This window comes from Pseudoxanthomonas sp. CCNWLY206-1 (genome assembly GCF_039710385.1).
GTDB lineage: Bacteria > Pseudomonadota > Gammaproteobacteria > Xanthomonadales > Xanthomonadaceae > Pseudoxanthomonas_A.
Window position 1 is genome coordinate 125,681 of the sequence record NZ_JBDKXI010000007.1, and the last position, 23,111, is coordinate 148,791.

Consider the following 23,111-nt stretch of genomic DNA (forward strand, 5'->3'; position numbering starts at 1 on the left):
TCTCAGGGAACCGCGACCACCTTGCTCAAAGCCGATACGCCGTTCTCATCGAAAGCTTCGACCGCCACGAAATAGCGCACGCCAACATTCAGTGCCCGCAACTCCAGTCGCGTGCCTTGATCGGCGAAGACCTGATAAGTGGAATTCAACCGGTCAAGCGCGATACCCCAGCGCACGTTGTAGCCGACCGCACCGGATACCTCACGCCAACGCACGACCATGGCCCGAGGATCGCTGTCGCGCACCGCGGCGACACCGGACGGTACGGCAGGTCTCTTCCCACCTGCGTTGCCGAATACGCGCAGGTCGCTGATCGCCAGATGCGCCGCACCTACGTGTCCATGTACGTAGCGCACATAACGGGCGCGTACCGGCGACGGCAACGGGAAGTAGGCATTGGGCCGGTCGCGGCGTTGCGGGCCGGTGTCGGCCAATGGCACCCACTGCTTTCCATCGAGCGAGGATTGCAGTGCGAATTCGGTATAGATGTCATCAGCATCGCCGTAGCGCGCGGATTGATAGTCAGCGAAGTTCACTTGCACCGCGCGCAGCGTTTTGGCCGCGCCCAAATCCAGTGTCAGTGTTTGACCGGGCTCGTTGTGCGCGGCGACCCAGAAGGTGCGCGGATTTTCGTCGGTGACATTCTCTGCGGAGAAGCTCACCGCGCCGGATTTCTCCAGCGTGGATGATGCAGTTGCCGGTTTGCGATATGACAACAGCATCCAGCCAGTGAACAATCGTTCGGGATTTTCGTTTGGCCCTTCCGGCATGTAGTGCGGGAAATCGCCGAAGCGCGTGGACACCGACATCTGGCCGTCCTGGCCGAAGGCCGCGGGAAACATCGCGATGCGGCGCTCGAAGGTCCAGTTGTAACCCAGCCACGGCGTACCGGTGTTCCACCAGTTGCCATGCGCATCCTGGAACGTGGAGCCGTGGCCCGCCCCGTGGACGAACCCGCCGGGCTTGTATCCGACCGGGTTGTACGGCGCGTATTCGAACGGTCCCAACGGGTCGTCGCCGACGTAGACGCCGGTCGCATAGGCGTTGTATTCGGTGCCGGGCGCGCCGTATTGCAGGTAATAGCGGCCACCGACTTTGTTCATCCAGGCGCCTTCCATGTAGTTACCGGCCGGTTTGCCGTTGGAGAGCGTGGCGCCGCGATGGTCCTGTCCGAAACGCTCCCAGCCGTGCCGCTCGGGCTGCAGTGCGATCAACGCCCGCGGCTCACCGACATAGCGCATGCCCTCGCGCATATCCAGTTCGATGCCGTAAAGCGGAAAGGTATCGGACGATCCCCAGTACAAATACCAGCGCCCGTCGTCGTCCTTGAAGAACGCTGGGTCCCATGGGCCTGGAGGAATCGCAGTAGGCTGCGGCTCGCCCACGCGCCAAGGCAGTAGATCGCGATCCAAGCCCGGCGGTACCGAATTAGGCAGCTTCGGCAGCTTCCGGGTCAGAAAATCGAACTGGCCGTGCTCGGGATCGCGCGTCATCAACACCGCGCCGGGTGTGAACATGGATTGCATCAGCAGCAGGCGATCGCCATCGGAGATTGCAGCTGGCGCCACCATGCTCTCGAACGGCCAGCGATTCGGCGCGATGAAAGTCCAATCAATGAGGTTGGTCGAACGCCAATACCCGTCCGCCAAGGTCTGGAACAAGTAATACGCGTCGCCATGGCGGACGATGACCGGATCTGCGCCGGTGCGGTAAGAAATACCGACGTTGAGTTGTTCGAAGTTGTAGCGGTAGTCGATATCAACCGGATTGGCGTAGGTGCGCCTGCCGGGTTCAACCTTGGCTGCGGATTCGCTAGCAGTCGCGCTACTGACCCAACTCATCGCCAAAAGCCCTACGGAACACACCCATCTCCCGCACCGGATTCCGCCCATGACCCGCCCCATGAAAACGATTTCACGGCGAGTATTTCCCAGAGCGCGCCTGCGGGAAAGACGCAGTGCAGCGAAGGGAAGCGGGAAGCGGGAAGCGGGAAGCGGGAAGCGGGAAGCGGCAAAAGCATTTCGCTTTTGCCCCCTTTAACAAAGGGGGCTACGGGGGGAGGAAAAACAGAGGCTTTCCGGCTTCCCGCTTTCCACTAAGCGTCCTCGGTCACCCGCAGCACTTCCTCAATGGTCGTCTCACCGGCCAGCGCCTTGATGATGCCGTCCTCGTACATGGTGCGCATGCCGGATTGGCGGGCGAGTTGTTCCAGTTCGCCCATACCGGCATGCCGCATCACCGCGCGCCGCAGTTCATCGTTCATCACCAGGAATTCGACGATGGTGGTGCGGCCCAGATATCCCGTGGGGGCGATGGCGGAACCGCGCGGCCGGAACAGGGAAATTTCGCCCTCGGGCTGGAACCGGCGCAGACTGAATTTCTCGATTTCCTCGGGCGACGCCGGGTAACGTTCGGCATGAGTGGGCTCCAGCTTGCGAACCAGCCGCTGGGCGAGGATGCCGTTGACCGTGGAGGTCAACAGATAATCCTCGACGCCCATGTCCAGCATGCGCGTGATGCCGCCGGCCGCGTTGTTGGTGTGCAGCGTGGACAGCACCAAGTGACCCGTCAATGCCGACTGGATGGCGATACGCGCGGTTTCCAGGTCGCGCATTTCGCCGATCATGATGATGTCGGGATCCTGTCGCACGATGCTGCGCAGCGCATTCGCAAAATCCAACCCAATCTGCGGTTTGGCCTGGATCTGATTGATGCCTTCGATCTGGTATTCCACCGGATCTTCGACGGTGATGATCTTGACGTTGCTGGTGTTGAGCTTGCTCAGTGCGGTGTAGAGCGTGGTGGTTTTGCCTGAGCCGGTGGGACCGGTGACCAACAGGATGCCGTGGGGCTGCTCCAGCACTTTCTGGAATTGCGGCAGGAACGCGTCGGTGAAGCCCAGCCGCTTGAAATCGAACACCACGGTTTCGCGGTCCAGCAGACGCATCACCACCGATTCGCCGTGCGCGGTAGGCACCGTGGATACGCGCAGATCCAGCTCCTTGCCCTGCACCCGCAACATGATGCGGCCGTCCTGCGGCAGGCGGCGTTCGGCAATATTGAGCTTGGCCATGATCTTGATGCGGCTGATCACCGCCGCGGTCAGGTTGGCCGGCGGGCTCTCGCCCTCTTCCAGCACGCCGTCGACGCGGTAGCGCACTTTCAGGCGGTTCTCGAAAGGCTCGATGTGCACGTCGGAAGCACGCAGCTCCACTGCGCGCTGGATCACCAGGTTGACCAAGCGAATGACGGGCGCCTCGGAAGCCAGGTCACGCAGGTGTTCGACATCGTCCATGTCGCCGACCGTTTCGCCATCGGCGTTCTCGACGATCGCCCCCATCGCACTGCGGCCCTGGCCGTAATAGCGTTCGATCAGGTCGTCGATTTCCGAACGCAGCGCCACCCGGGGCCGCACCTGTCGCCCCGTCGCCAATTGCACCGCATCTATCGCGTAACCGTCCTGAGGGTCGGCCATCAGCACATCGATGTGGTACTCGTCCTCATCGACAGGACACAGATGGAACTGCTTGAGAAAGCGCAGCGACAGCGTCACCGATTCCGGCGGCGCATCCGGTGCATCCTTCGCGCTGACCAGCGGAAGTTCCAGCACTTCGGCGGCCGTTTCGGCGTGGTCGCGCTCGGAGACCAAACCCAGCCGCGACAGCAGCGACAGCAAACTGCCGCCGGTTTCTTCTTGCAGGCGACGCGCTCGACCGAGGTCGGCTTCCTTCAGACGGCCCTTGGCAAGCAGCGCGTCGACCACGCGTTCATCAGCGCCAGCGAGGGTACCGGTATCCAGAACGGCTGTGTTCACTTCGGTCCTCCTTGGAGAGCGCCGACTTTAGCAGGTCGGCGGTTGCGGCCTCGTAGCGTGCGCATAGCGCACATTACTCCCTTCACCCCGCCCATACCCGCGCATTGCGGAACATCCGCAGCCAGGGCGATTCTTCCGGCCAATCGGCCGGATGCCAGCTGAGGTTGACGCTGCGCGGGGTGCGTTCCGGGTGCGGCATGATGATGGTGGCGCGGCCGTCCTCGCTGGTCAGGCCAGTGATGCCGTCGGGCGAACCGTTGGGATTGCTGGGGTAATGGGCGGCGACGTTGCCGTCTCCGTCGATATAGCGCAACGATACGCGTGCGGCTACCTGATCCACCGCGTTGTCGAATTCGGCGCGGCCTTCGCCGTGCGCCACCGCCACGGGAATACGCGAACCGGCCATGCCGCGCAGGAAGATCGATGGCGATTCCACCACTTCCAGCAGCGAGGTACGGGCCTCGAACTGTTCGCTGCGGTTGCGCAGGAAGCGCGGCCAGTGCGTCGCACCCGGGATGATGTCCTTCAGCTGGCTCAGCATCTGGCAACCGTTGCAGACGCCCAGCGCGAACGTATTGTCACGGGCGAAGAATTCGGCGAAAGCATCGCGCAAGCCGCTATGTTCCAGCACCGAGGTTGCCCAGCCGCGACCCGCACCGAGTACATCGCCGTAGCTGAATCCGCCGCAGGCGGCGATGCCATTGAAATCCTTGAGCACGACCCGACCGGAAAGCAGATCGCTCATATGCACGTCGAAGGCGTCGAAACCGGCACGGGTGAACGCCGAGGCCATTTCGATCTGGCCGTTGACGCCCTGTTCGCGCAGGATCGCCACCTTCGGCTTGCGCCCACTGGCGATGAACGGCCCGGCGATATCTTCGGCCGGATCGAACGCCAATTTCGGCTTCAGCCCCGGAGCGGTGAAGCGGCGCGTGGCTTCGCGCTCTTCGTCGGCGGATTCCGGGTTGTCGCGCAGTTTCTGCATGGCGTGGGTGACCGACCACCAGGCATCGAACAGCTCTTCCCAATGCCACTGCGTCAGCTGTTCGCCGTCCTGTTGCACGCGGATGGTCGGCGCCGTGGTGGGACGCGCGATGCGCTGTGCGCATTCGGTCAGAGCATGGCGTTCCACCAGATCGGCGAACGCCGGGCGGTCTTCCGCCGCCACTTGCACCACCGCGCCCAGTTCTTCGGCAAACAGCGTGCGGAAGGGGTCATCGCCCCACCCGTCCAGGTTGATATCCAAGCCGCAGTGGGAAGCGAACGCCATTTCGCACAGCGTGGCGAAAGCACCGCCATCGCTGCGGTCGTGATAGGCCAGCAGCAGGCCGGCTTCCCGCGCGTCGCGGATCAGCGCGAAGAAATCGCGCAGGCGTTGCGGATCGTCCAAGTCCGGGACGCTGTCATCCGCGTCGCTGCCCGCGAAAGCAGGCAACGCGCCTTCGCGCTTGGCTTGCGGATAGCACTGCGCCAGTACCGAACCACCGAGGCGCTTCTTGCCTGCGCCCAAACCAATCAACCACAGATCGCTGTCTTCTTCGCGAGATAACAGCGGCGTCAGCTGCGTGCGCGCATCGGTCACCGGTGCAAACGCGGTTATCACCAGCGATACCGGCGATACCGACTTCTGCGCCGCATCTCCTGCTTGCCATTGCGCCTGCATCGACAGCGAGTCCTTGCCCACCGGGATGCTGACGTCGATCTCGGGGCACAGTTCCATGCCCACGGCTTTGACGGCGTCGAACAGTAATGCGTCTTCGCCCGGATGATTGGCGGCTGCCATCCAGTTGGCCGACAACTTGATGCGCTCCAGCGACTCCACCGGCGCCGCGCACAAATTGGTGATGGCCTCGCCTACTGCCATGCGTGCAGCGGCGCCAGCATCCAGCAACGCGATCGGCGTGCGTTCGCCAATCGCCATGGCTTCGCCGACATAGCCTTCGAAGCCGGACAAGGTGATGGCGCAATCGGCCAACGGCAGCTGCCAAGGACCGATCATCTGGTCGCGCGCGGTCAGGCCACCGACGCTGCGGTCACCAATGGTGATCAGGAATTGCTTGCTCGCCACCGAAGGATGCGACAGCACACGCAGACCCGCTTCATGCAGATCCAGCCCCGCGGTTTCCAACGACGGCCATAACGGTGCCGGCGGGTGACGCGTGTCGCGATGCATCTTCGGCGCCTTGCCGAAGAGAACATCCATGGGAATGTCGATGGGGTGAAGCGTTTTTCCTTCTCCCCCCGGGAGAAGGGAATCAGCCGTCGCTCCATATCCCACGACCAGCCGTTCCTCAGCCGTCGCAACACCCACCGCCGCGAACGGGCAGCGCTCGCGCGCGCAGATATCGGCGAATTCCGCCAGACGCGCCTGTGGCACGCCCAGCACATAGCGTTCCTGCGATTCGTTGCACCACAACTGCATCGGCGACAGCGAAGGATCGTCGCTGGGCACTTTGTCCAGGTCGATTACACCGCCCACGCCGGAGTCGTGCAGCAACTCCGGAATCGCGTTGGACAAGCCGCCCGCGCCTACGTCGTGGAACCACAGGATGGGATTGTTCTCGCTCATCGCCACGCAACGATCGATCACTTCCTGGCAGCGCCGCTCCATTTCCGGGTTGTCGCGCTGCACGCTGGCAAAATCCAGGTCTTCGGCACTGTCGCCGGAAGCCACCGAACTGGCGGCGCCACCGCCCAGGCCGATCAGCATCGCCGGTCCGCCCAGCACGATCACGGCATCGCCCGGCGAGAGCCGCTTCTTCTCCACCTGTACGCGGTCGATGGCACCGAGACCGCCGGCCAGCATGATGGGCTTGTCGTAGGCGCGGGTCAGCTGAGTGCCGGCTGGGTCGTTGCCTTGCGAAAGTTCGAAGCTGCGGAAGTAGCCCAGCAGATTGGGGCGACCGAATTCATTGTTGAACGCGGCGCCGCCGAGCGGCCCGTCCAGCATGATTTCCAACGCGGGCGCCATGCGCGGGTTCAACGCGCGGTCCGCTTCCCATGGCTGCGGTAGCGTGGGAATACGCAGGTGCGAAACCGTGAAACCGGTCAGTCCGGCTTTTGGCTTACCGCCGCGCCCGGTCGCACCTTCGTCGCGGATTTCGCCACCAGCGCCGGTGCTGGCACCCGGAAAAGGCGCGATGGCGGTTGGATGATTATGTGTTTCGACTTTGATGCAGAACGCCGAGTCCTGCACTGTTTCACTGCGGTAGTGGCCGCTGCCATCCGGGCGGAAGCGCGCGGCCGGGTAGCCTTCCAGCACAGCCGCATTGTCGCTGTACGCCGACAGCGTGTATTGCGGCGTTTGCGCATGGGTGTGCTTGATCATGCGGAACAGCGAATTAGGCTGATCCTTGCCGTCGATGGTCCACGATGCGTTGAATATCTTGTGGCGGCAGTGTTCGGAATTGGCCTGCGCGAACATCATCAGTTCGACGTCGGACGGATCGCGGCCAAGTTCGCCATAACGGGCGCGCAGGTATTCGATCTCGTCCTCGGCCAGCGCCAGGCCCAGGCGGCGGTTGGCTGATTCCAGGTCGCTCAGCGCGATGCGCTCCAGGGCGCCACGCGCAGGAACCGCGAACATCGCCGCGGCCTGTTCGCGCGCTGCCAGCAACGACTGGGTCATCGGGTCATGCAAGGCCTTGAGCAAGGCAGCGTCATCGCCGCCGCCGATCAGGTCGATGCGGGTCCCCCGCTCCACACGCTTCACTTTCAAGCCCGCGTCGCGCAGCAGCTCGGTCGCCTTGCTGGCCCAAGGCGACAAAGTCCCCAGGCGCGGCACCACGAACCGCGATACCGCGCCGGACTCCACCGGTGCGATCTCCGCCTGCGCCTGCAGGATGCGGCGCAGCGTGGCGTCGTCCAGGCTGGCCCCGGGCTCGGGTTCGATGAAATAGACGTGCCAGGCACCGCTGATGCGGACGGCCGGAACGATGGACTGGAGCTTGCTTTCGAGCCGCGCGCGGCGGAATTGCGACAAGGCCGGCAGGCCTTCAAGGACGATCATGTCCGAACCGTGGGTACGTGCCGTCAAGACGGGGCCCGCTATTGTAGCAAGGCCATGATTCGGGAGACGGGAGACGGGAAGAGCAAATCCCCGTCGCCCGTGCCGGGACGCCCCTCTTTAAAAGGGGACTCTCCGCGTTACTTGCTGGCAGCACCCGTCTGGGCGGACTTGCTGGCCAGCTTATCCAAGGCGTCCCGCAGCGCCTGCGGGGGCAGGTAGCCGCCCAGCTGGGTGCCGTCGGGAGCGTAAATAGCCGGGGTACCGGTGACACCGATGCGCTGGCCCAGGTTGTACTCCATGGTTACCGGGTTCTTGCAGTCCTTGGCGGGGACTTGCTTACCCGCCTTGGCGTCGGTCAGCGCGCGCTTGCGATCGGACGAGCACCACACCGAAATCATGTCCTTGTGGTCCTTGCTGCCCAACCCCATACGCGGGAAGGCCAGGTATTCCACGGCCACGCCCAGCTTGTTGAGCTCGGCGATCTCACCGTGCAGCTTGCGGCAGTAACCACATTCGATATCAGTAAAGACGCTGACGGTGTACTTCGTATTCGGCGGAGCGAAAACGATGCGTTCCGATTGCGGCACCGTCTTCAGCAGGTCTACGCGGTACTTCATCAGTGCCGGACTGGACTGCATCAGATCCTGCTGCGCCTGGATGTCGAGCACCGCACCCTGCATCAGATAACGGCCGTCGTCGCTCACATATAGCAATTGGCCGCCGGCGATGACTTCCCGGAACCCTGGCAGCGGCGCGGCGCCCACGTAATCCACCGTGATCTGCGGATTAAGCGACTTGATCGCCTGACGGGCGCGCTCGTTCGAATCGCCGCCTTTCGTCGCAGTGGCGGTGGCCGCCGGCTTGGTGCTGGTAGCCGCTGGAGTTTGCGGCGCCTGGGCACAGGCGGAAAGGCTAACAACAGCCAACATGGTGGCGGCGAGAGAACGAATCATGGGAATTCCTGTGCTGTCCCGCCTGCGGCGGCAACATGGGGGTAACGTGGAGTGCGGCAATTCTCGCACACCCGTCCCCACAGAGCTGACTGGCTCGCAACGGCGCTGTCACCGGCGGCGCTCAGCGTTCCCACTGCTGCGAGCGCTCGCGCCGCTCCCGCCGAAAATTGGTCACTTCCAGTCGGATGCCATCCGGGTCCTGAAAGAACGTCGCAATGTAGTCGTCCGCATATTCCGGACACAGGCGCGCTGGCGTGGCGTCGATGCTGGCGGCGATGAGCCGTTCTGCCGCCTCATGGACGTCGTCCGGCGACTCCACCCGCAGGCAGAAGTGATGCAGGCCGGGGGCATAAGGTTGGTGATGCATTGCGAATCGCGCCGGCCGCAGCACGATGCCAAACAGGCGATTGAAGTAGCCGACATGCGGATCGTCGCCCAGCTGGAATGCTCCGCTTTTGCGGAAACCGAGCACGTCCACCAGCACGACGTCGTAGAACGCTTCAGAGCGGGCCAGATTGCTTACGGTGAAGTAGATGTGGTCGATGCCGACGATTTCAGGCATGTAAATTCCCGTTGTGGTTCCAGAGAACCTGCCCACGATCATGCCCGCGGATGATGCTTACCGTGCAGTTGCTTGAGGTGCTCGCGCGCGACCAGGGTGTAGATCTGCGTGGTCGATAGCGAGCTGTGCCCCAACAGCAACTGCAGGGCTCGCAGATCGGCGCCGCGGTTGAGCAGGTGGGTGGCGAAGCTGTGGCGCAATCCATGCGGGCTGATGCGTACCGGATCGATGCCGGCGGCGCCTGCATACCGCTTCACCAGACCCCAGAACGACTGCCGGCTCGGCGCGCGGCCGTCAGGGTCGATGAACAAGGGAACCAGGCTGCGCTTGCCGGCCAGCACCGGTCGCGCGCCAGCCAGGTATTTTTCCAGCCAGTGCTGCGATTCCTCGCCCAGCGGCACCAGACGTTCCTTGCTGCCTTTGCCGGTCACTCGCAGCACGCCCTGGCGCAGATTGACCGCGGTGGACGGCAGATCGACCAGTTCGCTGACGCGCAGGCCCGCGGCGTACATCAGTTCCAGCATCGCCCGGTTGCGCAATCCTAGCGGTGTCGCCGTGTCCGGCGCTGACAGCAAGGCGTCGATTTCTGATTCGGTCAGCGCCTTGGGCAAGGACCTCGGGAGCTTCGGTGGATCCAGCAGCGCGGTAGGGTCATCGCCGCGCTGACCCCGGCGCACCAGCAATGCGTAGAACGCGCGCAGTGACGACAGCAGGCGCGCGTTGCTGCGCGGGGAATAGCCTTCGCGGGTACGCCAGGCGAGGTAATCGAACAGCAGCGTCCGGTTCGCATCGATCAGGCCGCCCTTGCTCGCATTGCGCCACCGCGCGAAACCTTCCAGGTCGCGGCGATAACCGTCCAGCGACTGCTGCGCCAGACCATTCTCGGCCCAGATGGCGTCCAGGAAGGACGCAATCGCCGCAGCATCGGCATCCGGTATGGGCGGTAGAGCATTGGCGAGCAAACGCCGTTCGGCAGGAGTTTTGGCGGTCATCCAGCGAAGCTTAGCGCGGCGGTCCGCCAGACAGGCAGGTGCTGATCCGAACCGTCGCTCCACTCGGCGCGACGTCGCGACTGCGGTGCACTCGCGATGCTACAACGCCTCCCGCGCATCCGGTCGCACTACCCGCAACCAGTGCCGAATCGAGGCAAAACGCTATCCTGTCGCGATGAAAGCCACCACTCCTTCCGTCGAAAAACCTCGCCCCCCCGAATCACGCCAGGGGAAAGCTTTGATCGGCTGGCGCTTGCTTGCGTTGATCTACGACATCTGGCCGGTATTGGCGCTGTGGATGCTGATTTCCGCCGCCTTCACGGTCGGCTATTACCTCGCGGGACATGGCGCACGCCAGAACATCGCTCCGCTCAGCCCGCTGCAGATCCTGCTGTGGTTCCTGTGCTGGGGCGTGACAGGTCTCTATGCAGTGCTCAGCTGGCGTCGTGGCGGCCAGACCTTGGGCATGCGTCCATGGCGACTGAAAGTGGTGGCGGCTGATGGCAGCCCGGCCAGCTGGCGGGCGCTGTGGCTGCGCTTTGTGGTTGCCACGCTTTCCACGCTGATCGGAGGTCTGGGCTTCTGGTGGGCGTGGGTGGACCGGGAGAGGCTGACGTTTCACGACCGGCTCAGCGGGACGCGGATGGTCCGGATGCCTAAGCGACAGAGCTGATAAACCTATCTCTGTAGGAGCGGCGTCCCGCCGCGAGGTCTTCGCTTCTTCGCGATGTGATGGAAAGAGCTCGCGGCGGGACGCCGCTCCTACGGTCGAGTGCCCCTAAGCCGCACCCGCCACCCGAAATCAGCTACTTCGCCGTCGGAACAGCAGGCCCGAGATCACCATCAGCAATATCGGCGGCAGCGCGTAGGCGATGCGGAAATCCAGACGGAAGGCGCCGGCCATGCGGACGAACATCGTCTGCAACGCCCAGAATCCGACCGCGAACACGATGCCCAGGAACAGGCGCTTGCCCATGCCGCCACTGCGCAGACTGCCGAATGCGAACGGAATAGCCGCCAGGCACAGCGCCAGTACGTTCAACGGAAAGAACCAGCGACTCCAGTAGAGGTCTTCATATTCGCGCGCATCCAATCCGTTGCGGCGCCGGTATTCGATGTTCTGTCCCAGGTCGCGGGTAGGCAGGTTGCGGACCTTGGTGACGCCGGACGCCAGCACCGCGGCATCCAGCTTCGACTCCCAGCGTTCGCCCAGAATCTGCTGCTGGGTCACCGAACGCTCGTGGAAAGTGGTGCGCCGGACATTCTTCAGCAGCCAGTAGCCTCCCAGGTGCTCGGCCGTCGCCGCTTGCGCGATCGATGCAAGGCGACCGTCATCGGCGATTTCGTACAAGCGCACGTCGTTCAGCTGCAGCCATTGCTTGCCCTCGCCGTCACGCTGCTCGCCGCTTTGCGCATAAAGGAAGGTATTCCCTTCCCGCGCCCACATGCCGAAGAAGCGGTCCAGCGCCACCACGTCGCCGCTGCGGGCGCTGATCTTGAGGGCATCGGCGTGGCGCTGGCCCCAGGGGCCTATCGTCTCGCCGCTAATCACCATCAAGCCCGTCAGGATGGCCAGGGTGGCGGCGACGGAAATGCTCAGGCGCCGGCGCGACAAACCCAGTGCGCGCAACGCTGTCAATTCGGAACTTGCGGCCAACTGGCCCAGCCCCATCAACGAGCCGATCACCGCCGCAGTGGGGAACATCGTGTAGGCACGCCGCGGCACCGTATAAGCCACCCACGCCACCGCATGGCCAAACGTGTAGTTACCCTTGCCCAGGTCGCCGACTTCGCCCGAAAGCGCCATCACCACGTCCAAGCCGACCAGTACCGCCCATGTCAGCAGCACCGTGACCAGGACGACCTGGCCGACATACAGGTCATGCAGTCTGGGACGCAGCTTCATGCGCGCGCCCTCCGCCAGGTCAGGCGGCCATCACGCAGGTACAGCCATATCGCCACCAGCAGCAACGGCAACGTCAACCACCACAAACCCAGCATTCCCGGCAACTTGTTCTCCGCCAGCATCTGGGTGCCGTTGAACATCAGGCTGACGCCGACCAGATAGGCCATGAACCCCAGCATCACCCGTCCATAGCGCGTCTGTCGCGGCGAGCTGCGTGCCAGAGGCAGCGTCAACAAGGCAAACGCCAGCGCCAACAATGGCGGCGCGATGCGGGCATGCAACTGCGCATTGGCACCCGGACGCGAATCGCCAAACAACGCCATCGTGGGAAGCACTTCCGGAGAGTTTTCGTCCAAGGTTTCGGTACGGTCCGGCAACCCCACTTCATTGACCGCGTAGCGGATCAGCCGGTAGTCCATCCCTTTGTCCGCGGGCCCTTCCACTCGGAAACCGTCTTTCAGGCGCAGATAGCGGTTGCGGTCGCCTTCAAAGAACATCTCGCCGCTGCGAGCGGTCACCACGTCGATGCGGTCCTCCTGCTGGCGATGCATGAACACGCGGCTCAGCTGTGTCCCATCGCCCGAAATTCCGCTGATATAGATCACCGCGCCGCTGGACAGCACAGTGAACTTGCCGGCATCCAGTCCGGACACCACCAGACTGCGGTTGGCGTGGTCCAGCATCCGCTCGGCGGTGCGCAGCGCCCACGGCCCAAGCCACAGCGAGCACGCACCTACCAGCAGCACCACCGGCAGGACCAGCAGCAACAAGGGCTTGAGCAAGCGCGCCGGACCGATGCCGGTGCCGGTCAGCACCGCCATTTCCGAATCGCGATAGAGGCGGGAGAACGCCAGCAGCAGGCCCAGCATCAGTGCCAGCGGCAGGATGTAAGGCATGTAGCCCAGGAACTGGAGGCCAAGTTGTGACAGCAGCAGGCGCGCGGGAACGCGTCCATCGGCCACCTTGCCCAGCAGATCGGCCATCACTCCGCCCACGCTGACCATCAACAGAATGATCAGCGTCGCCAGGAAGCTTTGGGTGAATTCTCGGAAGAGATAGCGGTCCAGCTTCGGCATCGGTAGGGCTTGATCTACAATCGGGGGCTTGTGCGCCGGCTTTCACGGCGTCGGTTCACGCGGTCCGAGGCAACTTCCGCCACCGACATCGGCCCGCGATTGTACGTAAATGACTACGGAATCTGATCAATGACCTTGGAATTCACCCTGAATCGCGATGCTCCGGCTGCCGCTTCGTTCGACTGCATCGTGGTAGGCGCATTTGCCGACAAGACCCTGACGCCCGCCGCCAAAGCCTTGGACGCGGCCAGCGGCGGCAAGCTGGCGGCACTGGTCGAGCGCGGGGATGTTAGCGGCAAGACCGGAAAGACCACGTTGCTGCACGACCTGTCAGGCGTAAGCGCGCCGCGCGTGCTGGTGGTGGGACTGGGCGAATCGGCCAAGTTCGGCGTCCCTCAGTACATCAAGGCCGTGGGCGATGCCGCGCGCGTGCTGAAAGTGGGCCCGGCCGCCAACGCCCTGTTCACCCTCACCGAGTTGGACGTCAAGGAACGCGATGCGGCCTGGAAGATCCGCCAGGCGGTGATTGCCGCCGAACACGCCTGTTACCGGTACACCGCCACGCTCGGCAAGAAGAAGAATGACGACCCCGGCTTGGCCAAGCTGGCCATCAGCGGCGACGACGCTACCGCGCTGGCGCAAGGCGAAGCCATCGCCGCAGGCGTCAAGTTCGCTCGCGAGCTGGGCAATCTGCCGCCCAACATCTGCAATCCGGTTTATCTGGCTGAGCAAGCGCGCCAGTTCGCAGCCGACCATGGCGCCGAATCGGAAATCCTGGACGAAACACAGATGGAAACCCTGGGCATGGGCTCGCTGCTGGCGGTCGCTCGCGGCTCGGTCAATCGCCCCAGATTGGTGGTGCTGAAGTGGGACGGCGCGGCCAAGGCAGGCGCCGGCGACGCCAAGCCCTACGTGCTGGTCGGCAAGGGCATCACCTTCGATACCGGCGGCGTCAATCTGAAGACGCAAGGTGGCATCGAGGAAATGAAGTACGACATGTGCGGCGCAGCCAGCGTCATCGGCACCTTCGTGGCCGCGGTGAAGATGAAGCTGCCCGTCAATCTCGTGGTCGTGGTCCCGGCGGTGGAAAACGCCATCGACGGCAACGCCTATCGCCCCTCCGATGTCATCACCAGCATGTCCGGCAAAACCATCGAAGTCGGCAATACCGACGCCGAAGGCCGCCTGATCCTGTGCGATGCGCTGACCTATGCCGAACGCTTCAAGCCTGAAGCCCTGATCGACGTGGCCACGCTGACCGGTGCCTGCGTCGTCGCACTGGGACGCTACGCTACCGGCCTGATGAGCAAGCACGACGATCTGTCCAATGAACTGCTCGCCGCCGGCGAACAGGTGTTCGACCGCGCCTGGCGCCTGCCGCTGTGGGACGAATACCAGACCATGCTGGATTCGACCTTCGCCGACGTCTACAACATCGGCGGCCGCTGGGCCGGCGCCATCACCGCCGGCTGCTTCCTGGCCCGTTTCACCGAAGGCCAGCGCTGGGTGCACCTGGACATCGCCGGCGTCGCCAACGACGAGGGCAAGCGCGGCATGGCTACCGGCCGGCCGGTAGGTCTGCTGACGCAGTGGCTGCTGGATAGGAGCGGCCAACAGTGAAGTCGCCTGCTGCGCAGGCTGTCAATGGCGAAGCAGAGCATCCAATCGCTTCCTTTGCCATTCGCAGCGCGCGAAGCGCAGGACTTCACTCTTTACTGCGAGCGTAGCGAGCCATGCCCCGCGCCGACTTCTATCTCATCGCCAAACCTCGCTTCCTGGAGGAGCCATTGCGCCTGGTCTGCGAGTTGGCGCGCAAGTCCTACGATGCCAATCTGTGGACGCTGATCCTGGCGCGCGACATGGACCAGGCCGAGCAGATCGACGCGTTGCTGTGGGAGTTGGACGACGACGCCTACATCCCGCATCAGATCGCCGGTACTGACGAAGAAGACGAACTGACGCCGGTACTGATCGCCACGCCGGAAGTAGATGTTCCGGCCCGCGCACTGGTGATCAATCTGCGCGATGCGGCTTTCGAAGGCGCTTGCGAGCGCATCCTGGAAGTCGTCCCCGCCGACCCCGCCGCGCGCGAGCCTCTACGCGAGCGTTGGAAGCAATACAAAGCGCGCGGCTTTGATGTGAACAAGCACGATATGTAAGACGGGAATGGGGAATCGAGAATAGGGAATCGGCAATGCGCCAACCGCCTCGATCTCCCTGCTCTTTTCCCATTCCCCATTCTCCACTCCCGATTCCCGCCTAATGACTGACCTCGCCTCCAGCTACGATCCGAAATCCTTCGAAACCCGCCTGTATGAGGCTTGGGAAAGCGCCGGCTATTTTAGGCCGCGTGGCGAAGGCGAGCCGTATTCGATCCTGCTGCCGCCACCCAACGTCACCGGCACGCTGCACATGGGCCATGCGTTCCAGCACACGCTGCAGGATGCGTTGATCCGCTACCACCGCATGCGCGGCTACGACACGCTGTGGCAGATGGGCACCGACCATGCCGGCATCGCAACCGAAATGGTGGTCTCGCGCAACCTGGCGCAGGAAGGCAAAGGCCAGACCCGCGATTCGCTGGGACGCGAAGGCTTCATCGGCAAGGTGTGGGAATGGAAGGCGCAATCGGGCGATACCATCGAGCGGCAGATGCGCCGCCTGGGCACTTCCGGCGACTGGTCGCGCAGCACCTTCACCATGGACCCGCAGCCATCGCAGGCGGTGATCGAAGCCTTCGTGCGTTTGTACGAGGAAGGCCTGATCTATCGAGGCCAGCGTCTGGTCAACTGGGACCCGGTGCTGAAGACGGCCATTTCCGATCTGGAAGTGGAGAACATCGAGGAAGACGGTTTTCTTTGGTCGATCGCCTATCCACTGACTGATGGCAGCGGCTCACTGACCGTAGCGACCACACGGCCGGAAACGATGCTGGGCGATGCTGCGGTGGCGGTGCATCCGGAAGACGAGCGCTACGCGCACCTGATCGGCAAGACGGTGAAATTGCCGTTGACGGACCGCGAAATTCCGATCATCGCCGACACCTATGTGGAGCGTGAGTTCGGCACCGGGGTGGTGAAGATCACTCCCGCGCATGACTTCAACGATTACCAGGTCGGTATGCGGCATGGCTTGCCGCTGATCAATATCCTCACCGACGTCGCGGCGATCAACGACACGGCACCGGAGAAATACCGCGGCCTGGACCGCTACGAAGCGCGCAAGGCCGTGCTGTCCGATCTGGAAGAAGCCGGCCTGCTGGTGGAAACCAAGCCCCATAAGTTGCAGGTGCCCAAGGGCGATCGCACCGGCCAGGTCATCGAGCCGTACCTGACCGACCAGTGGTTCGTGAAAATGGACGGCTTGGCACAACGCGGGCTGGAGCTGGTCGAGAGCGGAGCCGTGAAGTTCGTCCCCGCCAACTGGATCAACACCTACCGCCATTGGATGGAGAACATCCAGGATTGGTGCATCAGCCGCCAGCTGTGGTGGGGCCATCGGATACCGGCGTGGTTCGATTCGGCAGGCAATATCCTCGTTGGCCGCAACGAAGCCGACGTGCGCGCGAAGCATGGCATCGCAGGCGACGTGGCCTTGACGCAGGACAGCGACGTGCTGGAAACCTGGTTCAGTTCGCAGCTGTGGCCGTTCAGCACGCTGGGCTGGCCGGACCACGCAGCAATGGCCGAACGCGGCTTCGATCGCTACCTGCCCTCGTCGGTGCTGGTCACCGGCTTCGACATCATCTTTTTCTGGGTCGCGCGCATGATCATGGCGACCGATCATTTCACCGGGCAGATCCCGTTCAAGGACGTCTACATCACCGGCCTGATCCGCGACAAGGATGGGCAGAAGATGTCCAAGTCCAAGGGCAATGTGCTGGATCCGCTGGACATCATTGACGGCATCAGCCTGGATGACCTGGTCGCCAAACGCACCGCCGGGCTGATGCAGCCCAAAATGGCGGAGAAGATCGAGCGCGCCACACGCAAGGAATTCCCCGACGGCATCATTCCCCACGGCGCCGATGCCCTGCGCTTCACCATCGCCGCGCTTGCGACCCACGGCCGCGACATCAAGTTCGACCTGGGCCGCGCCGAAGGCTACAAGAATTTCTGCAACAAGCTGTGGAACGCCACGCGGTTTGTGCTGATGAATACTGCCGAATTCTCCCTTCCCTTGCTTGCGGGGGAAGGTGCCCGAAGAGCCCGCCCCGTACTTGATAAGCGGGCGGATGGGGGCAAATTGGCGCCCATCACCGACGCCGAAAAGTGGATCCTCTCGCGCCTGGCCAAAACCACCGCGGAAGCTGAAACCCATTTCGCCAATTATCGCTTCGACCTGCTGGCGCAATCGCTGTACGAATTCGCCTGGAACGAGTTCTGCGACTGGTTCGTCGAACTCGCCAAGCCTGCTTTGAACGGCGACGATGCCGTTGCTGCCGGCAGCACTCGCCATACCTTGTTGCACGTGCTGGAATCGTTGCTGCGCCTGCTGCACCCGTTGACTCCGTTCGTTACCGAGGAGCTGTGGCAGCAAGTGGCACCGCGTCTGGGTATCGAAAGCGATACGATTTCGCTGCAGCCCTATCCATCCGCCGCCGAATTCAACGGGCAGGATTTTGCGCAGGCCGAAGTGGATGTGGAATGGCTGAAAGCCATGGTGACGGCATTGCGTCGTGTACGCAGTGAGCTGAATGTATCTCCCGCCAAGACCGTGCGCCTGTTGCTGCAAGGCGGCACCGCGGACGACCGCCCACGCATCGAGCGCTTCACCCAATCGCTGAAGTTCCTGCTGAAATTGGACACCATCGAATGGCTGACCAGCGATGCCGAAGCACCCGCTTCCGCCGCGGCGGTCGTCGGTGAACTGAAGCTGCTGGTGCCGCTGGAAGGCCTGGTTGATCTGGACGCCGAACGCACTCGCTTGGACAAGGAGATCAAGCGCGTGGAAACCGAGATAGGCAAGTGCAATGGCAAGTTAGGCAACGCGACTTTCGTGCAGAACGCACCCGCCGCCGTCGTCGAACAAGAACGCGCACGCCTGACGGATTGGAACACCCAACTCAATGCGCTGCGCGAACAGCGCGCCAAGTTGTAGCGGGATAACCGGGCGAGCAACCGCGTAGAGCGGAGCTTGCTCCGCTGCTCCGGCCTTCCACTTCTCGCCGCGCGTTAGCTCCGGACACACTCAGCCGAGCAAGCTCGGCTCTACGAGAGGCTTGCGAGCATATGCCTTCGTTCCCGGGCGTGCCGCCATGTAGAGCGGAGCTCGCTCCGCTGCTCTGCCTTCCGCTTCTCGCCGCGCGTTGACTCCGGACACACTCAGCCGAGCAAGCTCGGCTCTACGAGAGGCTTGCGAGCATATGCTTCGTTCCCGGGCGTACACCGCGTAGAGCGGAGCTTGCTCCGCTGCTCGTGCCTTCCGCTTCTCGCCGCGCGTTGGCTCCGGACACAATCAGCCGAGCAAGCTCGGCTCTACGAAAAGCTTGCGAGCATATGCCTTCGTTTCCGGGCGTGCGCCACGTAGAGCGGAGCTTGCTCCGCTGCCCCTGCCTTCCACTTCTCGCAGCGCGTTGGCTCCGGACACACTCAGCCGAGCAAGCTCGGCTCTACGAGAAGCTTGCGAGCATATGCCTTCGTCCCGCGTGCACCACGTAGAGCGGAGCTTGCTCCGCTGCTCCGGCCTTCCGCTGCTCGCCGTGCGTCGGCTCCGGAAACGATCAGCCGAGCAAGCTCGGCTCTACGAGAAGCTGCGTGCATGCGTCTTCCGTCTAACGCGCTCTGTTCAGGCAGCTTCGCTGGCAACCCTGCGGTGCGTGCACTTCCCGCGCTCGGACCAGAGATGGCTTTGACGGTCTGCGAGCCGTTGGCTGCGGTAGCGCCGGCAGCCTCTGCGGCGGGCTGATACTGGCTGCGGCTACCGACCCTGACGCAGCCCAGTCCTGCCCTGCTCCCGCCTGGGCCACGACAGCCGCCGCGACCTCGTTGGCGGGCAATAGCGCATAGCCGTACGGCGGAGTCCAGCCAATGTTGCCGTCCCAGGAACACGTCAACGCTTTTCCGTTGAGCAGCGAACCGATATCGCGATACGTACTTCCGCCGTAGTTCGCGGCGATTTTGGTGCAGCTGGTAACTCCCGCGACATCGAAGACATTATGCTCCGACAGGATCTTGGATTCCTTGCCCACGCCGTGCGCATAGACAAATGGATAAGCGGAATCCTGAGTGCTGCCCACATGGTAGTTGTTGTACAGATGCACCATGCCGAAGCGCACGCGGGGGCTCCGCGAGGAGATGTTCTCGAACAGCGAATGGTGGATGGTTACCTTCAGCTTGCCCGCATCGGTGCTTGCTGCATCATCGCTGGACCCGATCAGATTGTTCTTCTCGTGCGAAGTGAATACCGAGTATGAAACGGTGACGTAGTTGGCGCCCTTCTTTACGTCCAGCGCGCCGTCGTGATGCTGCACGCGACGTCCATTGGATATCTCCGTAGGATCGTCCAGCCGGTGGCCGTCGGTGAAGAGCATGTGGTCAATCCAGACGTTGCTGGCGCCCTCGACTGTCAGCCCGTCGTATTCGGAGTTCCAGTTACCGTCGCTGCCGTCGTCGGGATCCCAGATCGGCTGTACATCCCAGGGGTTCTCGATCATCAGGTTGCGGATGATCACATCGCTGGCTTTGACGTAGAGATAGCCGTCGATGATTCCCGCATCCCGGGTGATGCCGATCAGCGTCGTCTTGGCTGGAATGTCGAGTCGCGCGCGGAGCTTCATATCCGCGGTCGTGGCGTACGGCTTGCCTTCGCTGACGTCGATAACGCCCTGAATTCTGATGAGTCGCCCACCGCTACCGGCCGTTGCCTTCAATGCGGTTTTCAGCGCCTGCGCCGTGGATACGGTATAGATGTCAGCCGCGACTGCCTGGGAGCCACCGCGCGTACCGCCGTTCTGCGTGGCCCAGCCGGTGGTCGCGACTTCGCGGGTGTGATCCACAGTAGTCGCTGGCCGAGGCGGTATGAGCGGATGCTGGCCTCGCACCAGAATGGGTTGAACCGTCTGCGCCAAGACTCCGCTGGACAGCAGAATGCAAAGCGCAACCACGTTCGCGGACGCGAGCGTTCTCGATGGTGTTGGCATATTCGAAGTTGACCTTTGAAGGACGTCCGACGCGGGCTCGCGGCCCGGCATCTCACTTATCCCTTCCCCGTCACGAATACTGGCACACCGCAGCGCTTCGGATAACGAAAAAGAAGTGCGGTCGATCGCAAAAAGCTATCTCGTGCATGCCTTTAGCACGGCAGTTGCATGCGCATCTGACTGGATCGACATCGTGCGCGGCCGTTGGCATCAACGACGCTAGCGACTTCGAGCCGACAACGACCAGCGCCCATCTCACGACCACCGCGAAAGCCTCGATCCCAGCTGGAATCACGCACCGGGCAAGGCGACCCTCAGCGCCGAACGGAATACTTCGCCAGTATCTCCATCACCGCATCATTTCCCTGCTTGTGCGCCAGTCCTTCGGCGGTTTCTCCCTGGGCATCGGCCAGGCTGAAATCCGCGCCACGCGCCGCTAGTGCTTCGATCATAGCGGTGCGGCCGAATAGTGCGGCGAACATGACGGCCGTCTGCCCTGCATGATTGCGCTGGTCGACGAGGGTGCGTGCGTCGTCCAGCAGAATGCGGGCGACCGCGTCTTCGCCCCGGAACAGCGCGCCCATCAATGCCGTGTTGCCGCGTTGTGCATCGCCTATGTTAGGTGACGCACCAGCTACCAGCAGGGCTTTTACCAATGCGTCGTGGCCGTAGTAAGACGCCAGAATCAGCGGCGTCGAACCGCGTTCGTCGCGAGTATCGATGGCCGCCCCTTCCGCCACGGCACTCATCGCCCCGGCTATGTCGCCGACACGCGCGGCGGCAAGAAGTCGCATGTCGCGAGCCTCTCCCGAGGTTGCCATCGGAAGATCTGGGCCAGCGGTCCTCGTCGCATCACCGGCAAGAGAGACAACGGCCACCATGGGTAGCAAAGCGAAAAGTGAAGCAGCCAGACAGCGGAAACGCACGATGCCGCAAGTCATATGAGTTCCTGCGAGTAGCCCGAATAAGCGCGGACTGGAGAAGAAGAGGTGAAGAGAAGGGCGTGGTGGATCACCACGCCCCCGTTTTTCGTCTGAAGCTTATTCGCTCAATGCGGCGGACATTGCCTGCACCCGCGTCACATCGCTCTTCAGTGCTTGCGTCAACCGCACGCCATACTCCGCATCGGCTTTATGGAAATAGGACAACATCGTGTAGCGCGTGGTCTCGTCGCTGACTTGTCCAAGATCGCCGGCCAGATTGGCAACCAGGTTCTTGCGATCCGCCTGCGACAACGAGCGGTAGAACTCACCCGCCTGACGGAAGTTCAGCGTCTTGCCGATGCGTGCCTGTACGGTGGTGCCTTGCACAGGCAATGCGCTGGAGCGCGCATGGGTCACCTGCGGCTTTGGCTCAATCCTCGACGGCTCGTAGTTGACCTTGCCCTTGCGCGCACCTGCATTGAGCGCACCGTCCTGATTGTTGCTGTTGACGGGCACGCGCGGTGCATTGATCGGCAACTGGTTGACGTTGGTGCCCACGCGGTACAGCTGTGTATCGGCATAGGAGAACATCCTTCCCTGCAGCAGGCGATCCTCCGATGGCTCGATGCCGGGCACCAGATTGGCTGGCGCGAACGCTGCCTGCTCCGTTTCCTGGAAGACATTCGCCGGATTGCGGTCCAGCGTCATGGTGCCCACCTTGACTTCGGGAATGTCGGTCCAGACCTTGGTCGCATCCAACGGATTGAAGTCGAAACTGTCCAATTGCTCGGGCGTGAGAATCTGCACGTACAGATCCCATTGCGGGTAGTCGCCGCGGGCGATGGCCTTCACCAGATCATTGGATAGATGGTTGAAGTCGCGCCCCTGCACCTTCTCTACTTCAGCGGCCGATAAGTTGTGTTCGCTCTGCCGGCTGTCCCAACGGAACTTCACGTAGACGTACTGGTCGTTCTCGTTGACCAGCTTGTATGCGTGGACGCCGTTACCATCCATTTCGCGATAGCTGCGCGGCGTGCCGAAATCCGAGTAGACGCGCGTAAGCATATGTGTCGACTCAGGCACATGCGGAAAGAAATCGAATACCCGGGCCGGATCCTGCACGTTGGTATCGGGGCTTGGCTTGAGCGAATGCACCATGTCCGGGAACTTGATGGCATCGCGGATAAAGAATACCGGCAGATTGTTACCCACCAGGTCCCAATTGCCCTCCTTGGTGTAGAACTTGGTCGCGAAGCCGCGTGGATCGCGCAGCGTTTCCGGCGAGTGATTGCCATGAATCACCGTTGAAAAACGCACGAAGACCGGCGTTGTCGTGCCCGGCTTGAAAACCGCTGCACGCGTATGGCGAGTGATGTCCCCCGTCACCGTGAAGCTGCCGTGCGCACCTGTGCCACGCGCGTGCACCACGCGCTCCGGTATGCGCTCGCGAGCGAAACGCTGCAGCTTCTGCACCAGGTGCACATCCTGCAGCAAGACGGGACCATCTTCGCCCGCAGTCTGCGAATTCTGGTTATCACCTACAGGCGCGCCATTGTCGCGCGTGAGTGATTGCGGTGATTGCGCACTGACAGCGGGGGAAAACGCCAGCGTCGCAGCCAGCATGGATGGAACAAAAATGTGATAACGCATGTAGGCACTCCTGTGAACAACGCGCCACGCTACGCGAGGAAAACAGAAGTGAAAAGTAGTTTGTACGGATCACACTCATAGCGAA

General features: G+C 62.7%; 14 protein-coding genes and 1 pseudogene. 4 read left to right on the plus strand and 11 right to left on the minus strand.

The window, feature by feature from the left end; genetic code table 11:
* Window positions 1-2 precede the first annotated feature (2 nt).
* The 6 genes from AADW18_RS15930 to xerD all read right to left on the minus strand — a co-directional run bounded on the left by AADW18_RS15930 (window position 3) and on the right by xerD (window position 10,330).
* Window positions 3-1,841: a family 43 glycosylhydrolase gene (locus AADW18_RS15930; protein ID WP_337344381.1), complete on the minus strand. Its 1,839-nt coding sequence runs from the start codon at window positions 1,839-1,841 to the stop codon at window positions 3-5.
* A 254-nt stretch (window positions 1,842-2,095) separates the two neighbouring features.
* Window positions 2,096-3,814, minus strand: coding sequence for a type II secretion system ATPase GspE (gene gspE / locus AADW18_RS15935; protein ID WP_337344382.1), 1,719 nt, complete (start codon window positions 3,812-3,814; stop codon window positions 2,096-2,098).
* 82 nt (window positions 3,815-3,896) lie between these two features.
* Window positions 3,897-7,823 carry a phosphoribosylformylglycinamidine synthase gene (gene purL, locus AADW18_RS15940; RefSeq protein WP_337344383.1) on the minus strand — a complete coding sequence of 1,309 codons (3,927 nt, stop codon included), beginning with the start codon at window positions 7,821-7,823 and terminating at the stop codon, window positions 3,897-3,899.
* Window positions 7,824-7,960: 137 nt separating this feature from the next.
* Entirely contained in the window at window positions 7,961-8,776 is an 816-nt protein-coding gene (locus AADW18_RS15945) for a thioredoxin fold domain-containing protein (protein ID WP_337344384.1), read from the minus strand.
* 121 nt (window positions 8,777-8,897) lie between these two features.
* Window positions 8,898-9,338 carry a VOC family protein gene (locus AADW18_RS15950; RefSeq protein WP_337344385.1) on the minus strand — a complete coding sequence of 147 codons (441 nt, stop codon included), beginning with the start codon at window positions 9,336-9,338 and terminating at the stop codon, window positions 8,898-8,900.
* A gap of 38 nt (window positions 9,339-9,376) precedes the next feature.
* The gene (xerD, locus tag AADW18_RS15955; RefSeq protein WP_337344386.1) at window positions 9,377-10,330 is read right to left on the minus strand and encodes a site-specific tyrosine recombinase XerD; all 954 of its coding nucleotides are present in this window, start codon (window positions 10,328-10,330) and stop codon (window positions 9,377-9,379) included.
* A gap of 175 nt (window positions 10,331-10,505) precedes the next feature.
* Between xerD and AADW18_RS15960 the strand changes: the two genes are divergently transcribed.
* Window positions 10,506-11,003 carry an RDD family protein gene (locus AADW18_RS15960; protein ID WP_337344387.1) on the plus strand — a complete coding sequence of 166 codons (498 nt, stop codon included), beginning with the start codon at window positions 10,506-10,508 and terminating at the stop codon, window positions 11,001-11,003.
* 129 nt (window positions 11,004-11,132) lie between these two features.
* On the opposite strand, the gene lptG is transcribed toward AADW18_RS15960, so the two are convergent.
* Together lptG and lptF are read right to left on the minus strand one after the other, a co-directional pair.
* Entirely contained in the window at window positions 11,133-12,236 is a 1,104-nt protein-coding gene (lptG, locus tag AADW18_RS15965) for an LPS export ABC transporter permease LptG (RefSeq protein ID WP_337344388.1), read from the minus strand.
* Entirely contained in the window at window positions 12,233-13,312 is a 1,080-nt protein-coding gene (gene lptF / locus AADW18_RS15970) for an LPS export ABC transporter permease LptF (RefSeq protein ID WP_337344389.1), read from the minus strand. Before lptF ends, lptG begins: the two co-directional genes overlap by 4 nt.
* A 129-nt stretch (window positions 13,313-13,441) precedes the next feature.
* Between lptF and AADW18_RS15975 the strand changes: the two genes are divergently transcribed.
* The 3 genes from AADW18_RS15975 (at window position 13,442) to AADW18_RS15985 (ending at window position 18,412) form a co-directional block, all read left to right on the plus strand.
* Complete coding sequence (locus AADW18_RS15975) at window positions 13,442-14,932, plus strand: leucyl aminopeptidase (RefSeq protein ID WP_337344390.1); 1,491 nt, start codon at window positions 13,442-13,444, stop codon at window positions 14,930-14,932.
* A 113-nt stretch (window positions 14,933-15,045) separates the two neighbouring features.
* Window positions 15,046-15,471 carry a DNA polymerase III subunit chi gene (locus tag AADW18_RS15980; RefSeq protein ID WP_337344391.1) on the plus strand — a complete coding sequence of 142 codons (426 nt, stop codon included), beginning with the start codon at window positions 15,046-15,048 and terminating at the stop codon, window positions 15,469-15,471.
* A gap of 103 nt (window positions 15,472-15,574) precedes the next feature.
* On the plus strand, window positions 15,575-18,412 hold the full coding sequence (locus AADW18_RS15985) for a valine--tRNA ligase (RefSeq protein WP_337344392.1): 2,838 nt from the start codon (window positions 15,575-15,577) through the stop codon (window positions 18,410-18,412).
* 844 nt (window positions 18,413-19,256) lie between these two features.
* On the opposite strand, the pseudogene AADW18_RS15990 reads toward AADW18_RS15985, so the two are convergent.
* From AADW18_RS15990 to AADW18_RS16000, 3 genes and pseudogenes are all read right to left on the minus strand, one after another.
* A pseudogene (locus tag AADW18_RS15990) lies at window positions 19,257-20,354 on the minus strand (pectate lyase); the annotation flags it as partial.
* Between the two features lie 413 nt (window positions 20,355-20,767).
* On the minus strand, window positions 20,768-21,247 hold the full coding sequence (locus AADW18_RS15995; RefSeq protein ID WP_337344393.1) for an ankyrin repeat domain-containing protein: 480 nt from the start codon (window positions 21,245-21,247) through the stop codon (window positions 20,768-20,770).
* A 246-nt stretch (window positions 21,248-21,493) separates the two neighbouring features.
* A complete protein-coding gene (locus AADW18_RS16000; RefSeq protein WP_337344394.1) occupies window positions 21,494-23,026 on the minus strand; it encodes a catalase in 1,533 nt (510 codons plus the stop codon).
* Window positions 23,027-23,111: the final 85 nt, after the last annotated feature.